The organism is Rhizobium sp. LjRoot30 (assembly GCF_964253915.1).
In the GTDB taxonomy this organism is placed as follows: Bacteria; Pseudomonadota; Alphaproteobacteria; order Rhizobiales; family Rhizobiaceae; genus Metarhizobium.
Map to the genome: position 1 here is coordinate 238,772 of NZ_CAXUSG020000004.1, position 14,102 is coordinate 252,873.

Genomic DNA, 14,102 nt, shown 5'->3' on the forward strand with positions numbered 1-14,102 from the left:
ATGCCGGTTGATAAAGCGGCAGACAGGCCCCGGCCCTTGCTTTTATCTCGACATCGCGGCGCGGGCGCGGTATTCGAGGGGCAATTCAATCGTTTTAAAGGACGTGCGGTCATGGGTGAAAAAACCGAAAAACTTCTTTCCATCCTCAAGCTGCAACCGGTCGTTCCGGTGCTGATCGTCGAGGATGTCGCATCCGCCGTGCCGCTCGCCCGGGCGCTTGTTGCCGGTGGCCTCAAGGCGATCGAAATCACCATGCGCACGCCGGCGGCACTGGATGCCGTCCGCGCTGTCGCAGCCGAGGTGGAGGGGGCCGCAGTCGGCGCCGGCACGATCCTGAACGCGGCGCATTTCGAGGCGGCCGTCGCTGCCGGTTCCACCTTCATCGTCAGCCCCGGCACGACGCAGGAGTTGCTGGATGTGGCGCGCCATTCCGACGTACCGCTGCTGCCGGGTGCTGCCACCGCCAGCGAGGTCATGGCGTTGCGGGAGGAAGGCTACAAGGTGCTAAAATTCTTCCCGGCCGAGCAGGCAGGCGGTGCCGCTTACCTCAAGTCGCTGTCCTCGCCGCTCGCCGGCACCTTCTTCTGCCCGACGGGTGGCATTTCCCTGAAGAACGCCATGGACTATCTGTCGCTGCCGAACGTCGTCTGCGTCGGCGGCTCCTGGGTTGCACCGAAAGAACTGGTTGCCGCCGGCGACTGGGCGGGCATCACCCGGCTTGCGGCGGAAGCGGCCGCCCTCAAGGGCTGACTTTTTACGGTTTATCGCCGCTGCGGAGTGCTTTTCCGCAGCCTCTCCCTTTGTATTCGCCGGCATCACTTCCTATCTTGCCGGCGAAGACTTCAACCACGGAGACGACAGGCATGTTCGACGCGCGCAAGATTTTGGATCAGTTCCTCGGCTCCCAGATCCCCGGTGTCGGCGGTTCGGTTCGCGACCGGGCCGGGCAGGCGACGCAGATGGCCAAGGATAATCCGCTGGCCGCCGGTGCGCTCGCCGCCGCGATCTTCGGCACCAAGACCGGTCGCAACATTGCCGGCAATGCGCTGACGATCGGCGGGCTTGCCGCCATCGCCGGCCTTGGTTACCAGGCCTACAAGAATTACCAGGCCGGCAAGGAGCCGCAGACCGGCACCACGACCGCCGCCACGGAGACCGGACCGGTGTTCCTGCCGCCGCCGACCGATTCCGGCTTCAGCACCGAACCGGAAGTCTTGCGCAACGATTTCGTGCTGGTGCTGATCCAGGCGATGATCGCCGCCGCCAAGGCCGATGGCCATATCGACGATACCGAACGCGCCCGGATCATCGACAAGGTCAAGCTTTCCGGTTTCGGCAGCGAGGCGGAAGCCTTTTTCCAGAAGGAACTGAACGAGCCGACCGATCTCGATGCCTTGATTGCCGCCGCGCGGACGGAAGAGCAGCGCGTCGAACTCTACACCGCCTCGCGGCTTGCCATCGAGCCGGACAGCCGCGCCGAGCGCGGTTATCTCGACCTGCTCGCCGGCCGCCTCGGCCTGCCGGATGCGCTGGTCGACCATATCGAGGCAACGGTATCGACCGCCAAGGTCTGATCGCCGCGTCGTTCTGGGTGATTGCCTTTCCGCAACGGCTGGCCTAAGCGTCTGGGCGAGACGAAAAGGAAGGCCATGCGCGATCTATCCCAGTTCAAGGGCTGCCCGGCGCCGCAGCCGGTGACGTTGCGGGGACGCACCGTCACCGTCGAACCTTATAACAGGGCCGTGCATCTGCATGCCCTGTGGGATGCGTTGGGCGGCATGGGCACGAACGAGCGCCTACGCTATTTCGCAGCGCCCGATTTCGGCGGAGTCGATGATTTTGCCGCCTGGCTGGAGGGTGTGCAGCAGGGTAAGGCCAGCTGGGTCGCTCATGTTTTCCGAGATAATTCCACTGGCCGCATCGTCGGGATGGCGAACTACATGCGCGCCGACCTGGCAAACGGCGTCGTCGAGGTCGGCGGCGTGGCGCATGGCGAGGCGATGGCGCGTTCGCCGTTGTCGACGGAAGCGCATTACCTGATGGCGAAGCATGTCTTCGAAGATCTCGGCTATCTGCGCTACGAATGGAAATGCCACAGCCTGAACCAGGCAAGCCGGGCCGCCGCCGCCCGCTATGGCTTTTCTTTCGAAGGTATTTTCCGCCAGCACATGATTTCCCGCGGCAAGCTGCGCGACACCGCCTGGTTCTCTATGATTGACCTGGACTGGCCGCTGCTCGATGCGGCCTTCAAGGCCTGGCTGGCGCCGGAAAATTTCGATGCGGACGGCAAACAGAAACGTCGCCTGGAGAATATCCGGCGCGAACTCGGCAAGGAGCAGACGGCATGAGCACGCCGCAGAAAAAAGAACGATCGCCGGCTTTTGCCGCCGCCATCATCCTGCTGGGTGCCGGCCTCTTGTTTTTCGCCATGCCGAAAATCATGCTGTGGCTCGGCGACATTTCCCCATGGCTCGCGGCCATCTTCGGCACGGCCGCCGTCCTGGCGTTTTTCCTGATCTTCTGGCTGCGGGCGCGCTACCAGCGCCGTCACCTGCCTTAAGGCTTACGCCTGGAGGGCCGCGCCGAGCAAAAGCAGGCCCATCAGCATCACGAACACCGCGCCGAGGATCTCTATACCGTTGCCGACCCAGGCCGCCGTCGGCGAACCGTGGCCGGCGAAGCGCAGGGCGACGCTCTTGGCGGTGACGGCGAGCGTCGCCAGCACCGAGACGGTGATCGCCGTGCCGATCGACATCGCCAGCACCGACAGGATGCCGCCGAGATAAAGCCCGTTCAGCAGCGAAAAAGTCATTACCAGCAGCGCGCCGGAGCACGGGCGCAAACCGACGGCGACGATTGCCGACCATGCTTCCCGGACGTTAAACCGTTCGGCGCGCAGCATTTCCGGGTCGGGTGCATGGGCGTGGCCGCAGGTTTCGCAGGCGACGCCCGGGGCGTGATGATGGTCGTGATGGCCGTGGTGATGGTGGTGATCGTGAGTGTGCCCGTGGCTGTGATGGGCGGTGCGGAGGCTGGCTGCCTCTGGCGTTCCCAGGGCAAACATCGTGTTGCCAGCGCCGGCGAGCTGCAGTTCCGGCTGCGGCATTGGCAGCCGCAAGGAGCGGATCTTCTTGAACAGCAGCCAGGCGCCAAATAGGGCGATCATCGCGAAGCTTGAGATTTCCAGCGCCTGGGTCGCCTGCGTCATCGATACCGACGAGCCGCGCAACACCAGATAGGCGGCGCCGACCAGCAGGATGGCGACGAAACCCTGCATAAAGGCCGAGAGGAACGAGATCAGCACGCCGCGCTTCAGCTCCGTCTCGTTGGCGATCATGTAGGAGGAGATGACCGCCTTGCCGTGGCCGGGGCCGGCGGCGTGGAACACGCCGTAAGCAAAGGAGAGGCCGATCAGCGCGCCGAGCTGCCAGGGATCTTCCCGCATCGCCTTCAGGGCGCCGGTCAGGGCGCGATAAAACGCCTGCTGGTAGCCGTTCACCCAGGCAAACAGGCCGGCAAAGGGGCCGGAGACCTGGATGCCCGGTTCGGCGCTGCCGATGCCGAGCGGCGATTGCGCATGGGCGAGATCGAGGCCGGCTGTCGCCGCAAACAGCGCGATGGTGCAGAGCATCCAGAGAATGCGGCGGTTCAGCATGTCAGTTCCAATCTCGTCGCGAAGAGTTTCGACATATTGGTCCCGGTGGGATCGCTAAAGAAGGCGTCGGTCAGCGTCGACTGGTTGTCGGCCAGCACCTGATCGGGGTCGGGGCGGACGACGGCGCGCTTGCAGGCTTTCATGCTGTCACCGACTGTCGCCATGTCCTCGTCGCTGTTGAAATCGATGGAGGTGTAGAAGGTCGGGTCGTAGACGCCGAAAGCGAGCTTGCCCTTCAGCGGCATCGGCTCGGTCGGCTTGACCGAGAAGAACATCAGGAGCTGCCCGTCCTTGTAGTCGACGTTGATGGCATCGGGCTTGGCGACGGGAATGGTTTTGCCGTTTTCGCTGACCGCCATGTAGTAATTGAAGTCGGCAAGCGAATCGCGAACCGTCTTGCCCACTTCGGCCAGCTCGTCCGGATCGAGCTTCAGGTTGGTGTTCTTGTCGAAATCCATCAGCACGCTGGAGGAAAAGATCTCGTCAAATCGCCAGACATTGCGCAGTTCCGTCACGGCGCCGCTGTCATCGGAAACGACCTCCAGCCGTGCTTCGGCGAAGATATGCGGATGGGCCGCGGCCTGGCCGGCGAGGAGCGCCAGCGGAGCGGCGATGATGATGGAAAGTCGTTTCATGCGGCGGCCATGGCTCTGCAAATCGTTGAGGTCTTTTCGGCGTAAACTAAGACGGAATTTCGGCACCCGGGCCGCGACGAAATGTCAGTCCCGCTTGCGGAACCAGTTGGACAGGAAATCGACGAAGGTCCGTACCTTGGCCGGCAGGTAGCGGCGGTGCGGATAGACGGCGTAGATACCGCGGTCGGCCGGCAGGTACTCGTCGAACAGGCTCAGCATTTCGCCGGACTCGATGACGCTCCGGGCGACGAAATCCGGCACCGCGGCAACCCCCAGCCCGGCGCGGGCCGCCCGCAGCGTTGCCAGCGGGCTGTTCACTTCGATCGGCCCGGTGACGGGAACGGAGAACGCCGAGCCGTCGCGCTCGACGAAACGGATGTTGTTGTGCGAACGCGTGTTGGTGTCGATGATGAAAGGAACATTGGAGAGGTCGTTCGGGTGGTTCAACGGACCATACTTCTCAATGAATTCCGGCGTGGCGCAGACATAGATGCGGAAATCGGCAAGCTTTCGGGCGATCATGCCGGAATCTTCCAGCTTGGTGATGCGGATCGCCACGTCGAAACCTTCCTCGATCAGGTCAACGAAACGGTCTTCCGAAAGGATTTCCAGCGAGAGGTCCGGATGTGCCTTGGCGAAATCGATCAGCGAATGGCCGATATCGTCGTCCATATAGGTGCGCGGCGCCGAGATGCGCAGCCGGCCCTTGAGGTCGGCATTGTTCTCGCGCACGAGGTCGGCGAGGTTGTCGATTTCCTTGAGGATGTCGGAGGCGGTGCGGTAATAGGTGTGGCCGGCCTCGGTCAGCGAGAACTGCCGGGTGGTGCGGTTGAGCAGCAGCGCGCCAAGCTCGTCTTCCAGTTCCCGCACATATTTCGACAGGAGCGCCTTCGAGCGGCCCATCTTGCGCGCCGCTGCAGAAAAGCCCTCCGCCTCGACGACATCGATGAAGGCGCGGATGCGGGTCAGGGTGTCCATGCGATTCCTCCGATTGGTTAAGGAATAGTGAACAGGAGCGCCGCTTCGTTCAATAAAAAATCTGTCCGCTGCTTAAAAAAATTCTTGATTATGACGGCGAATATTCTTATCTCCCTCTCAGCCCAAAGTCGCACGTGCCCGTGGGTGTCCGCCGATCCTCGATGTGGTGAGGAAATCGGTAAGGTACCTGGAATTAACCCCTCCAGTCGCTATTCCGGCCAACCGGGAAATGCGAGGACATCTGAAGCAACGACGGTGCGGGCCTTTCTGGTGTCTTCCGGCTTTCCAACAGCCGGGGTTACTGAAGAGGCACACCTTCATTGCCGGAAGTGCGGTTGGGAATCCCCCTCCAATCCATGGCAGACAAAAACCGAACAATGCCGTTTCTGCGGCGTTTGTTCATTATCTGCGCTATCCAGCGCTTGCAAAGGTTCCGGGGTCTCCACCGGCTGGTTCCTATGCGGGGCGTTGGCTGCATTTTGTCCTCTGGCCGCGCGCCGGAGCTTGAGAACTTGTAGGGGATTACGACCATGACCACTGCCCGCATCCGCGATTTCATCAACACCCGCCGTCCGGAAGGTCCCTGCCTCGTGGTTGACCTCGACGTCGTGCGCGACAATTTCAAGGCTTTCCGTCACGCCATGCCGGACAGCGCGATCTACTACGCCGTCAAGGCAAACCCGGCGCCGGAAATCCTGTCGCTGCTCGCCGCCCACGGCTCGAGCTTCGATTGCGCTTCCGTTGCCGAAATCCAGATGGCGCTCGACGCCGGTGCGACGGCCGACCGTATTTCGTTCGGCAACACCATCAAGAAGGAACGCGACGTTGCCCGCGCTTTTGCGCTCGGCGTCGATCTCTTTGCCGTCGACAGCCATGAGGAAGTCGAGAAGATTTCCCGTGCCGCTCCGGGTGCAAAGGTATTCTGCCGCGTCCTGACCGATGGCGAAGGCGCCGAATGGCCGCTGTCGCGCAAGTTCGGTTGCGTGCCGCAGATGGCCGTCGACGTTCTCGTCTACGCGCACCAGCTCGGCCTGGAGTCCTATGGCGTTTCTTTCCACGTCGGCTCGCAGATGACGAAGCTCGACGCCTGGGATGCAGCGCTTGCCGATGCAAAGCGTGTCTTCGGCTCGCTTGCCAAGCAGGGCATCCACCTGAAGATGGTCAACATGGGCGGTGGTTTCCCGACCAAGTACCTGCGCGACGTGCCGTCTGCGGAAGCTTACGGCAAGGCGATCTTCGCGGCGCTGCGCAAGCACTTCGGCAACAACATCCCGAAGACGATCATCGAGCCGGGCCGCGGCATGGTCGGCAATGCCGGCGTGATCAAGGCGGAAGTCGTGCTGATCTCCAAGAAGTCGGACAATGACGATGCACGTTGGGTCTTCCTCGACATCGGCAAGTTCGGCGGTCTTGCCGAAACGATGGACGAAGCCATCCGTTACCCGATCCGCACCGAGCGCGACGGCGACGAGATGGAGCCCTGCATCATTGCCGGCCCGACCTGCGATTCGGCCGACGTGCTGTACGAAAAGAACCTCTATCCGCTGCCGATCTCCCTTTCGATCGGCGACGAGGTCCTGATCGAAGGCACCGGCGCCTACACGACGACCTACTCGGCCGTCGCCTTCAACGGCTTCGAGCCGCTCAAGGCCTACGTGATCTAAGGATCGCCCGACGGTTGCCGCCCGGTCTTACGGGCGGCGGATCGTCCTTCACCGCTCCGCAGGCGCCGGGGCGGTTTCACCTATCATGTCCGATGTCCGCTTGTGGCGGCACCTTTTGTTGCAGGAGGCCAAGATGGCCGCTGTTATCGATTCCGTGCGCGCATTCTTTGCGCAGTCCACCTTCACGATCGACCTCGAAAATGCAGGCGATGTCGTTGCGCGCGAAAACCTTCTGGATCGCGCCATGGGCGTCGACCGCCGCAAGAAGTCGTCGGAAAAGATCCGTCGCGGCCGTGTGCCGGCTGAAGGCCTGGCACTCGTTGCCCGCAATGCGGCCGGCCGTCTGATCGGCACAGTGCGTCTCTGGAACGTCGAAGCCGGCGTCAATGCCGAAGGCCGTCCGGTCGATGCGCTGCTGCTCGGCCCGCTGGCGGTCGATGCCGACCACGAGGGCAAGGGGATCGGCTCGGCGCTGATGCGTGCGGCCATCGCCGAAGCCAAGAAGCGCGAGCATGGCGCCATCCTTCTGGTCGGCGATGCGCCCTACTACGAGCGTTTCGGCTTCTTCACCGCCAAGGCGCAGCACCTGGTCATGCCCGGTCCCTTCGACCGGCAGCGGTTTCTGGCGCTGGAACTGAAGGAGGGCTGGCTCGAGGGTGCTGCCGGCCTTCTGGTGGCGAGCGGCCGGAAGCTTGGCAAGACGACGATGCGGCGGGCAGCCTGACGGCGAAAAGCCGGCAAGGGCACGGCGGGTTCTCCGGAACCCGCCGTTTTTGTTAGGCCGGCTTCAGAATTTGCCAAAAAGCCGCAATGCGATCTCATGCCCGTCGAAATTCAGGCTGCTGTCGGCCTCGTCGCGGCGGATATGGGCGTATTCGAGTTCGAAGGCCGGCCCCTTCGATGGCGTGAAGGCGAGTTTGCCGGTCAAGCGCTGTGTTCGGGTGTCGTAGAGATAATAATAATATTCGTTCTTCGCCAATTCGTAGGCGAGCGTCGCCTTGACCGTTTCCGTCAGTGGCGCGGAGATGGCCACGGAGTGGGTACGGACCCATTCGGCCACAGCGTCGTCGATATCGTCAATGACGAGGTTCTGCCGGTAACCCGCGGCCAGCGTCAGGCCTCTGTCGGATTTCCATTCTGCCTGCGCGCGCAGGTAAGGTTCGACCGGCACCTTGCCGGTGCCGAGCCTGTCGGAAAAAAGCGCCTGGGCGCCGGCATCGGCGACAAAGGTGAAACCGGAGCCGACGCTCCGTCCAAAGGCGGCGGACCCGCGCAGCGAGCGTGCGGGGTAACGGACGAAACGCTGCTGTTCGTCCTGCGGAACAAATGTCTGGGCGTATTCCATGTATGCGCCGGCTTCACCACCGAGCAGCGGCCGGACGTGATTGGCCGCCAGCACCATCTGCCCGACATCCGCCTCGAGCCTTGATGGCAAGAGCAGGTCGATGTTGAAATGCGCCCTGCCTTTGTAGACGCGCCCGTATCTGCCGGAAAAACTGGTCGTGCCGCCCAGCATGGCAAAGCTTGCTTCGCCGCCGCCCTGAACCCCGTAGCTCGTCTCGCGATAACCGATCACCTGCTGCGGCAGCACAAGGAAGACATCGCCGGTGGCGCTGCGTGTCACGGCGCCCTCGAGCTTCAGCGCGACGCTTTCCGATAGCTGCTTTCGATAGCCGAGCTTGAGCGCCGTATCATGGCTGTTGCCGAATGTGTAGGTCTTCACCACGCGCTCCGTCTGCGTGAGTTCGTAGGTGAGAGCCGAGCCGTCGAGATCCAGGCTGCCGCGTAGCGACAACGTCGCTTCGGAAAAAGCGCCGGAAAGCCGATTGGGATCCTGAAACAGGTTGGAACTATAGCCTTGACGGATGGAAAATTCGACGGGCGGCCGGGCGCTTGCCGGCGTGACGGTTGCCGCGGAAGCAAGGCATAGGCCCATAACCAAGAATTGCTTCATGAATATATTCCCGGTCTAATTTCATTAGGTAATTATTATATTAAGATGGTTAACAAGATATTTTGAGATTGTCCCTGGATTGTTGATGCATCCCTGGATTGAATTTGCGACTGCGAATTGGGAGAGAGGATAAATTTAATAGAATTGTAGATGTTATTGTTAATGGTTCATTATAACATTAGCATATGCTTGATTAAATGGGATTAAAACATATCCTTCTGGTTGTGCATAAATGATGCACTTAACCACAGGAGGAAATGACATGATGAAACTCAAGTTCGTTGCCATTGCTGCCGCAGTCGTCTTTGCGGGTGTATCGCAGGCTTCCGCAGGCGGCCTTTCTCTCAACGTTCTCAATGGCAACGGCGTGAAGACCGGAAGCATCGTCGTGGCACCGAGCGTCGGCATCGGCAATGGCAGCAACATCCTCAGCGGCAACGGTGTCCTCAACAACACGCTTCAGGGCGGCCTCAACGGCATCCTGAACAACAACACCACCAACCTCCTCGGCATTCTGTCGGGCGGTGACGGCGGCCGCAAGCCGCGTCACCACTAACCTCCCGAGCCGGCAGGGGAGGCGACGGCAACCGTCTCCCCTGTCCCCGACCGCGCCCGGCAGATGGCGGCGGATGCCGATATCCCCTCGGCATCCGCCGTTCTCTTGTCCCGGTATGTCAGCGGCGGCGTGCGAGCAGGGTGGTGAAGACAAGCAGGACCGCTCCAGTCCCCAGCGGCATGGCATGCGGCGAAAGGGCCTCCATGACGAAGCCCGAGGAGACGGATCCCAGGCCGCTGCCGGCGGCATAAGCGAGTGCAAAGGCGGCACTTCCGGCAATCAGCAGTCCGCCCGAAAAGCCGGCGCCGAGCAAAGTCAGGGCGCAGGTATAGAGCGCAAAGCTCGCCGCGCCGAGAACGGCGAAAGCAACGAGGATAAGCGCTTCCGATTGCAGGAAAGGAATGGCGAGGTAGCTGAGGGCTGCGGCAAAGCAGGCGCCGATTGCAACTTTGTAGCGTGACACCTTGTCGAGCAGCATGCCGACGAAAGGCTGGGCGACGGCGGTGGGCAAGGCGAGGATGCTGACGCTGAAGGCAGCGAAGGCTTCACTATGGCCGGTGCGGGTAAAATAGACCGGCATGCCGGAAATGGCGGTGATGTCGCCGAAGCCGAAAGCGAAGACCATCATGATCAGCAGCGGCGCAGCGGCGAAGAACCGTAGAATGCCGCCGGGAGGGGCTTGTTCCGGCTGGGTGCGGGCGAAACGGCAGATGACCAGCGTCGCGCAGGCGACGAAAGAAAGGTAGCCTGCAAGCGCGAAAAACGCCAGGCCGTTGGCGCCGCCGAAAAGCGGGATGAACAGCGGTCCGGCCGCGAAGCCGGCGCACATTCCCGCGCCGTAGAGGCCGGAGATGCGGCCGCGCAGATGATCCGGGCAGGCGGCGCTCAGCCACGCTTCGCTGAGGATGAAGACGAGGCTGACGAAAATGCCGAGCAGGAAGCGCGCCAGGAACCAGACGGGGATCGAGCCGGACCAGGCAAAGGTCAGCAGGCAGGCGGCACAGCCGAAGAGGCTGAGGATGATCAGCCGGTCGCCACGGATGACCGCGCCGAGGCGGCCGATCAGCAGCGTCGCAACGGCCTGCCCGATGGCAAAGGTACCGGCATTCAGGCCGTTGATGCTGGACGGCACATGACGGCTTTCGAGCAGCAGCGAGATCAGCGGATAGGTCAGCCCCTGGGCAACGGAAAAGGCGGTCACGGAGAGGATCACGGCAGCGATCGCCGGCCAATCGGGCGAAAACCCGTCCGCGGCCTGTGTGCCACTGGTCGTTACGGACATCTGCTTCCACCCCGTCATTGTCGGGCCTGCCGTCGCCGCCCCTTTTTCCTCCGTCCTTAGCCGACCTTCGCGACAAAACCAACAATCGTCATCGCCGATCTGGAGACTGTTCGCACCGCGGGCGGCGGATTTTGCTCTCTTCCAAGAAAATCGATGGAACTGTAAGGGTCTTCAACGCGTTGATAGCAATCAAACTGCGTTCATCGATCGGGCAAACGGGTTCAGTCTACACATGCAGAGTTCGCCGCGGCGCTTCCAACTCAGGGAGCGCACCTCTCAATCCCACGCCACGGTCGATTCCCTGGTAGGCTCACTCGGTTCCCTCGCGGAATACCGGCGTTATTTGGATGGCATGCAGGCCTTCAGGTTGCCGCTGGAGCAGATGTTGCTGAGCGCGCCCTTGCCCGTCCGTCTCTCCACCTGGCATCCGCAAGCCGTCGGCGCGGAGCTTCTGCGCGATCTTGCGGATCTGCACGTGCCCATGCGGCATTCGGTAGTACCCCGCATCGAGCACGATATCTCCCGGTTGTGCGGGATCGGCTACGTGCTCGAAGGCTCCGCCCTTGGCGCGAAGGTGCTCTATCGGCGGGCGCAGGCGCTCGGTTTTGATTCCCGGTTTGGCGCCCGGCACCTGGCGCGGCAATCGGACGATAACGGAAACTGGCGCGGTTTTCTCGCTATTCTCGAAGAACTCGATGGTTTCGACATCGAAGTCGCAGTCGAGGCGGCAAATGCCACCTTCAAAGCTGCGGAACATGCCTTTGCGGGGCCTAAGATCGATGCAGCCTGACGTCAAGGTCGACCTGACCAATTGCGATCGCGAGCCGATCCACATTCCGGGCAGTATCCAGCCGCATGGTTGCTTGCTGGCCTGCGACAACAACGCGGCGACCGTGCTGCGCCATTCCGAAAATGCCGCGGTCATGCTGGGTTTCGAGGGCCAGATCAACGGCACAATCCTCGACCAGATCGTCGGTCCCAAGAATGTTCACGATTTGCGCAATGCAATGGCGGCGATGAAGCATCCGGAGCGACCGGCACTGCTGTTTGGGATGGCGTTGCCGCAGGGCGGCACCTTCGATGTCTCCATCCATCGCTTCAAGTCGACAATCATCATTGAATTCGAGCCCAGCGATCCCGATGCCGGCCAGCCACTGACCCTTGCCCGCGAATTGATCGGGCGGATCAGCAGCGTCCCGGATATTGACCAACTGTTGAGCGTCACCGCCCGCCTGACCCGCGGCATGCTTGGCTACGATCGTGTCATGATCTATCGTTTCATGCATGATGGAGCCGGCCAGGTCGTCAGCGAGGCAAAACGCAGCGATCTCGAAAGTTTCTTCGGCCAGTATTTTCCCGCAAGCGACATCCCGCAGCAGGCGCGGGCACTTTATTTGCGCAATACGATTCGCATCATCTCGGATGTGAACTTCCAGCGCATCGCCGTAGTTCCCGAGCGCGATGCCTCCGGTGAGCCGCTTGATCTTTCCTTTGCGCATCTGCGCAGCGTTTCGCCGATCCATTGCGAATATCTGCGCAATATGGGCGTCTCCGCCTCGATGTCGATTTCGATCATCGTCGATGGCGCCCTGTGGGGGCTGATCGCCTGCCATCACTATGCTCCGCGCCGGCTGCTGATGGCCGTTCGTGTCGCTGCCGAAATGTTCGGTGAATTCTTTTCGCTCAATCTCAACGTCCTGCAACAGAAGCGCAAGCTGGATACGGCACAGCATGCCCGCCGTGCCCTGGACCGCTTTCTGCAGATGGCATCCCATCATGCCGAGATCGACGATCTGCTGCGGGAACATCTGCGCGATATTGCCGATATCCTGCCCTGCGACGGTGTCGGCCTGTGGATGAACGGCACCTGGAGCGGATATGGGCATACACCGCCGCCGACCGCGATCCCGGCGCTGGCGCGCTTTTCCGGCTCGGTTGCGGAAGGGCGCATCTGGGCCACGCATGCTCTGACGCAACGCCTGCCGGATGCCGAAACCTATCATGCCGATGTATCCGGCCTGCTGGTCGTGCCGCTGTCGCAGATCCCGCGCGACTATCTTTTCTTCTTCCGCAAAGAAATGGTGCAGACGCTCAACTGGGCCGGCAATCCGGAAAAATCCTACGAAAGCGGCCCGCTCGGCGACCGGCTGACGCCACGCAAGAGTTTCGCCATCTGGAAGGAACTGGTGCACATGCAGGCGCATCCCTGGAGCGATGCGGACCGCGACATTGCCGAGGCCATCCGCTCGGCCCTGGTGGAGATCGTGCTGCGCCACAACGAACTGCTGACCGAAGAACGCAGCAAGGCGGATGTTCGCCAGCGCATGCTGAACGAGGAGCTCAATCATCGGGTCAAGAACATCCTGGCGGTGATCAAGTCGCTGGTAGGTCATCCGGTCCAGGAACAACGCAGCATCAAGGAATACGTCGCCTCCCTCAAGGGCCGTATTCAAGCGCTGGCTTTTGCCCATGATCAGGTGGTGCGCGGGGACGGCGGCGGAGCGCTGGTCGATCTCCTCAACGCCGAGCTTCTGCCCTATCGCAACCAGTCGGGCATGATCACCCTCGGCGGTCCGGCTGTCTGGCTCGATGCACGCGCCTTTTCAGTGATGGCGCTGGTGCTGCATGAGTTATCGACCAATGCGGCCAAATATGGCGCATTGTCGATCCGCGGCGGCCGGCTCGACGTGACCTGGAGCATGACCTCGGCTCGCGATTGCGAGTTGTATTGGCGCGAAAGCGGCGGCCCGCCGGTATCGCCTCCGTCGCGGCAGGGATTCGGCACCGTGCTGGTCGATCGCAGCGTGCCGTATGATCTCGGTGGCCGTAGCGAGGTGGTCTATGCGCCGGAGGGCTTGCAGGCGCGTTTCCTGCTCCCGGCCAAACACGCCTCCGAAGTGACGGCGAAACCGGTACCGGGCACGGCTGCCGGCCATGCACCGGAGGCCGAAACGCCGCATTCGCGGCTTGCCGGTCTGACGGTGCTGCTGGTCGAAGACCAGATGCTGATCGCCATGGATGTCGAGGCGATGCTGATCGGCGCGGGCGTTGCCTATGTGGCGACGACCGGATCGGCGGCGGATGCCTTGCACCGGTTGGACAAGCTTGCGCCGGATGTCGCCGTTCTTGACGTCAATCTCGGCACCGGTACGTCGCTGCCGGTCGCTGAGGAATTGCGTCGTCGCGGCATCCCCTTCGTATTTGCCACCGGTTACGGCGAGAGCACCCTGATCCCGGCCAGCCTGGCGGGCACGCCGATCATCCGCAAACCCTACGATGCGGAAGGCCTACTTCCGTCTCTGGCCCGCTTGCTGGAGAGCGCCGATCAACCGCAGCAGACGGAGTGATACGCCTGCTGCGCTTGCGCGTTTGCTTGAA

The 14,102-nt window shown here is 62.0% G+C and carries 14 protein-coding genes; 9 read left to right on the forward strand and 5 right to left on the reverse strand.

The window, feature by feature from the left end; genetic code table 11:
- Positions 1 to 111: 111 nt before the first annotated feature.
- The 4 genes from ACSQ3I_RS10915 to ACSQ3I_RS10930 all read left to right on the forward strand — a co-directional run bounded on the left by ACSQ3I_RS10915 (position 112) and on the right by ACSQ3I_RS10930 (position 2,560).
- Positions 112 to 750 (forward strand): 2-dehydro-3-deoxy-phosphogluconate aldolase, encoded by a 639-nt coding sequence (locus ACSQ3I_RS10915; RefSeq protein WP_435998731.1) that lies wholly within the window; start codon positions 112 to 114, stop codon positions 748 to 750.
- A gap of 113 nt (positions 751 to 863) precedes the next feature.
- Positions 864 to 1,574: a tellurite resistance TerB family protein gene (locus ACSQ3I_RS10920; RefSeq protein ID WP_435998733.1), complete on the forward strand. Its 711-nt coding sequence runs from the start codon at positions 864 to 866 to the stop codon at positions 1,572 to 1,574.
- 75 nt (positions 1,575 to 1,649) lie between these two features.
- Entirely contained in the window at positions 1,650 to 2,348 is a 699-nt protein-coding gene (locus ACSQ3I_RS10925; RefSeq protein WP_435998735.1) for a GNAT family N-acetyltransferase, read from the forward strand.
- Positions 2,345 to 2,560 carry a hypothetical protein gene (locus ACSQ3I_RS10930; RefSeq protein ID WP_435998736.1) on the forward strand — a complete coding sequence of 72 codons (216 nt, stop codon included), beginning with the start codon at positions 2,345 to 2,347 and terminating at the stop codon, positions 2,558 to 2,560. Before ACSQ3I_RS10925 ends, ACSQ3I_RS10930 begins: the two co-directional genes overlap by 4 nt.
- A gap of 3 nt (positions 2,561 to 2,563) precedes the next feature.
- Here the strand turns inward: ACSQ3I_RS10930 and ACSQ3I_RS10935 are convergent, their stop codons facing one another.
- From ACSQ3I_RS10935 to ACSQ3I_RS10945, 3 genes are all read right to left on the reverse strand, one after another.
- Positions 2,564 to 3,655 (reverse strand): nickel/cobalt transporter, encoded by a 1,092-nt coding sequence (locus ACSQ3I_RS10935; protein ID WP_435998738.1) that lies wholly within the window; start codon positions 3,653 to 3,655, stop codon positions 2,564 to 2,566.
- Positions 3,649 to 4,290, reverse strand: a complete 642-nt coding sequence (locus tag ACSQ3I_RS10940; RefSeq protein ID WP_435998740.1) for a DUF1007 family protein — start codon at positions 4,288 to 4,290, stop codon at positions 3,649 to 3,651. The genes ACSQ3I_RS10935 and ACSQ3I_RS10940 overlap by 7 nt, the downstream gene beginning before the upstream one ends.
- 84 nt (positions 4,291 to 4,374) lie before the next feature.
- On the reverse strand, positions 4,375 to 5,268 hold the full coding sequence (locus ACSQ3I_RS10945; protein ID WP_435998742.1) for a LysR family transcriptional regulator: 894 nt from the start codon (positions 5,266 to 5,268) through the stop codon (positions 4,375 to 4,377).
- 530 nt (positions 5,269 to 5,798) lie between these two features.
- Between ACSQ3I_RS10945 and odc2 the strand changes: the two genes are divergently transcribed.
- Positions 5,799 to 6,932 (forward strand): ornithine/lysine decarboxylase, encoded by a 1,134-nt coding sequence (gene odc2, locus ACSQ3I_RS10950; protein WP_435998744.1) that lies wholly within the window; start codon positions 5,799 to 5,801, stop codon positions 6,930 to 6,932.
- Between the two features lie 133 nt (positions 6,933 to 7,065).
- Complete coding sequence (locus tag ACSQ3I_RS10955; protein WP_435998746.1) at positions 7,066 to 7,656, forward strand: GNAT family N-acetyltransferase; 591 nt, start codon at positions 7,066 to 7,068, stop codon at positions 7,654 to 7,656.
- A 63-nt stretch (positions 7,657 to 7,719) separates the two neighbouring features.
- Here ACSQ3I_RS10955 and ACSQ3I_RS10960 read toward each other — a convergent pair whose 3' ends face one another.
- A complete protein-coding gene (locus ACSQ3I_RS10960) occupies positions 7,720 to 8,886 on the reverse strand; it encodes a hypothetical protein (RefSeq protein WP_435998748.1) in 1,167 nt (388 codons plus the stop codon).
- Positions 8,887 to 9,148: 262 nt separating this feature from the next.
- On the opposite strand from ACSQ3I_RS10960, the gene ACSQ3I_RS10965 reads away from it, so the two are divergent.
- Positions 9,149 to 9,442, forward strand: coding sequence for a hypothetical protein (locus ACSQ3I_RS10965; protein WP_435998750.1), 294 nt, complete (start codon positions 9,149 to 9,151; stop codon positions 9,440 to 9,442).
- A 118-nt stretch (positions 9,443 to 9,560) separates the two neighbouring features.
- On the opposite strand, the gene ACSQ3I_RS10970 is transcribed toward ACSQ3I_RS10965, so the two are convergent.
- Positions 9,561 to 10,724 (reverse strand): MFS transporter, encoded by a 1,164-nt coding sequence (locus ACSQ3I_RS10970; RefSeq protein WP_435998751.1) that lies wholly within the window; start codon positions 10,722 to 10,724, stop codon positions 9,561 to 9,563.
- Between the two features lie 232 nt (positions 10,725 to 10,956).
- On the opposite strand from ACSQ3I_RS10970, the gene ACSQ3I_RS10975 reads away from it, so the two are divergent.
- Positions 10,957 to 11,514: a biliverdin-producing heme oxygenase gene (locus ACSQ3I_RS10975; RefSeq protein WP_435998752.1), complete on the forward strand. Its 558-nt coding sequence runs from the start codon at positions 10,957 to 10,959 to the stop codon at positions 11,512 to 11,514.
- Entirely contained in the window at positions 11,504 to 14,071 is a 2,568-nt protein-coding gene (locus ACSQ3I_RS10980; protein WP_435998754.1) for an HWE histidine kinase domain-containing protein, read from the forward strand. The genes ACSQ3I_RS10975 and ACSQ3I_RS10980 overlap by 11 nt, the downstream gene beginning before the upstream one ends.
- Positions 14,072 to 14,102: the final 31 nt, after the last annotated feature.

Coding starts and splice junctions, on each gene's coding strand:
- ACSQ3I_RS10915 (WP_435998731.1), top strand. CDS start 112: ATGGGTGAAAAAACCGAAAAACTTCTTTCCATCCTCAAGCTGCAACCG.
- ACSQ3I_RS10920 (WP_435998733.1), top strand. CDS start 864: ATGTTCGACGCGCGCAAGATTTTGGATCAGTTCCTCGGCTCCCAGATC.
- ACSQ3I_RS10925 (WP_435998735.1), top strand. CDS start 1,650: ATGCGCGATCTATCCCAGTTCAAGGGCTGCCCGGCGCCGCAGCCGGTG.
- ACSQ3I_RS10930 (WP_435998736.1), top strand. CDS start 2,345: ATGAGCACGCCGCAGAAAAAAGAACGATCGCCGGCTTTTGCCGCCGCC.
- ACSQ3I_RS10935 (WP_435998738.1), bottom strand. CDS start 3,655: ATGCTGAACCGCCGCATTCTCTGGATGCTCTGCACCATCGCGCTGTTT.
- ACSQ3I_RS10940 (WP_435998740.1), bottom strand. CDS start 4,290: ATGAAACGACTTTCCATCATCATCGCCGCTCCGCTGGCGCTCCTCGCC.
- ACSQ3I_RS10945 (WP_435998742.1), bottom strand. CDS start 5,268: ATGGACACCCTGACCCGCATCCGCGCCTTCATCGATGTCGTCGAGGCG.
- odc2 (WP_435998744.1), top strand. CDS start 5,799: ATGACCACTGCCCGCATCCGCGATTTCATCAACACCCGCCGTCCGGAA.
- ACSQ3I_RS10955 (WP_435998746.1), top strand. CDS start 7,066: ATGGCCGCTGTTATCGATTCCGTGCGCGCATTCTTTGCGCAGTCCACC.
- ACSQ3I_RS10960 (WP_435998748.1), bottom strand. CDS start 8,886: ATGAAGCAATTCTTGGTTATGGGCCTATGCCTTGCTTCCGCGGCAACC.
- ACSQ3I_RS10965 (WP_435998750.1), top strand. CDS start 9,149: ATGATGAAACTCAAGTTCGTTGCCATTGCTGCCGCAGTCGTCTTTGCG.
- ACSQ3I_RS10970 (WP_435998751.1), bottom strand. CDS start 10,724: ATGTCCGTAACGACCAGTGGCACACAGGCCGCGGACGGGTTTTCGCCC.
- ACSQ3I_RS10975 (WP_435998752.1), top strand. CDS start 10,957: ATGCAGAGTTCGCCGCGGCGCTTCCAACTCAGGGAGCGCACCTCTCAA.
- ACSQ3I_RS10980 (WP_435998754.1), top strand. CDS start 11,504: ATGCAGCCTGACGTCAAGGTCGACCTGACCAATTGCGATCGCGAGCCG.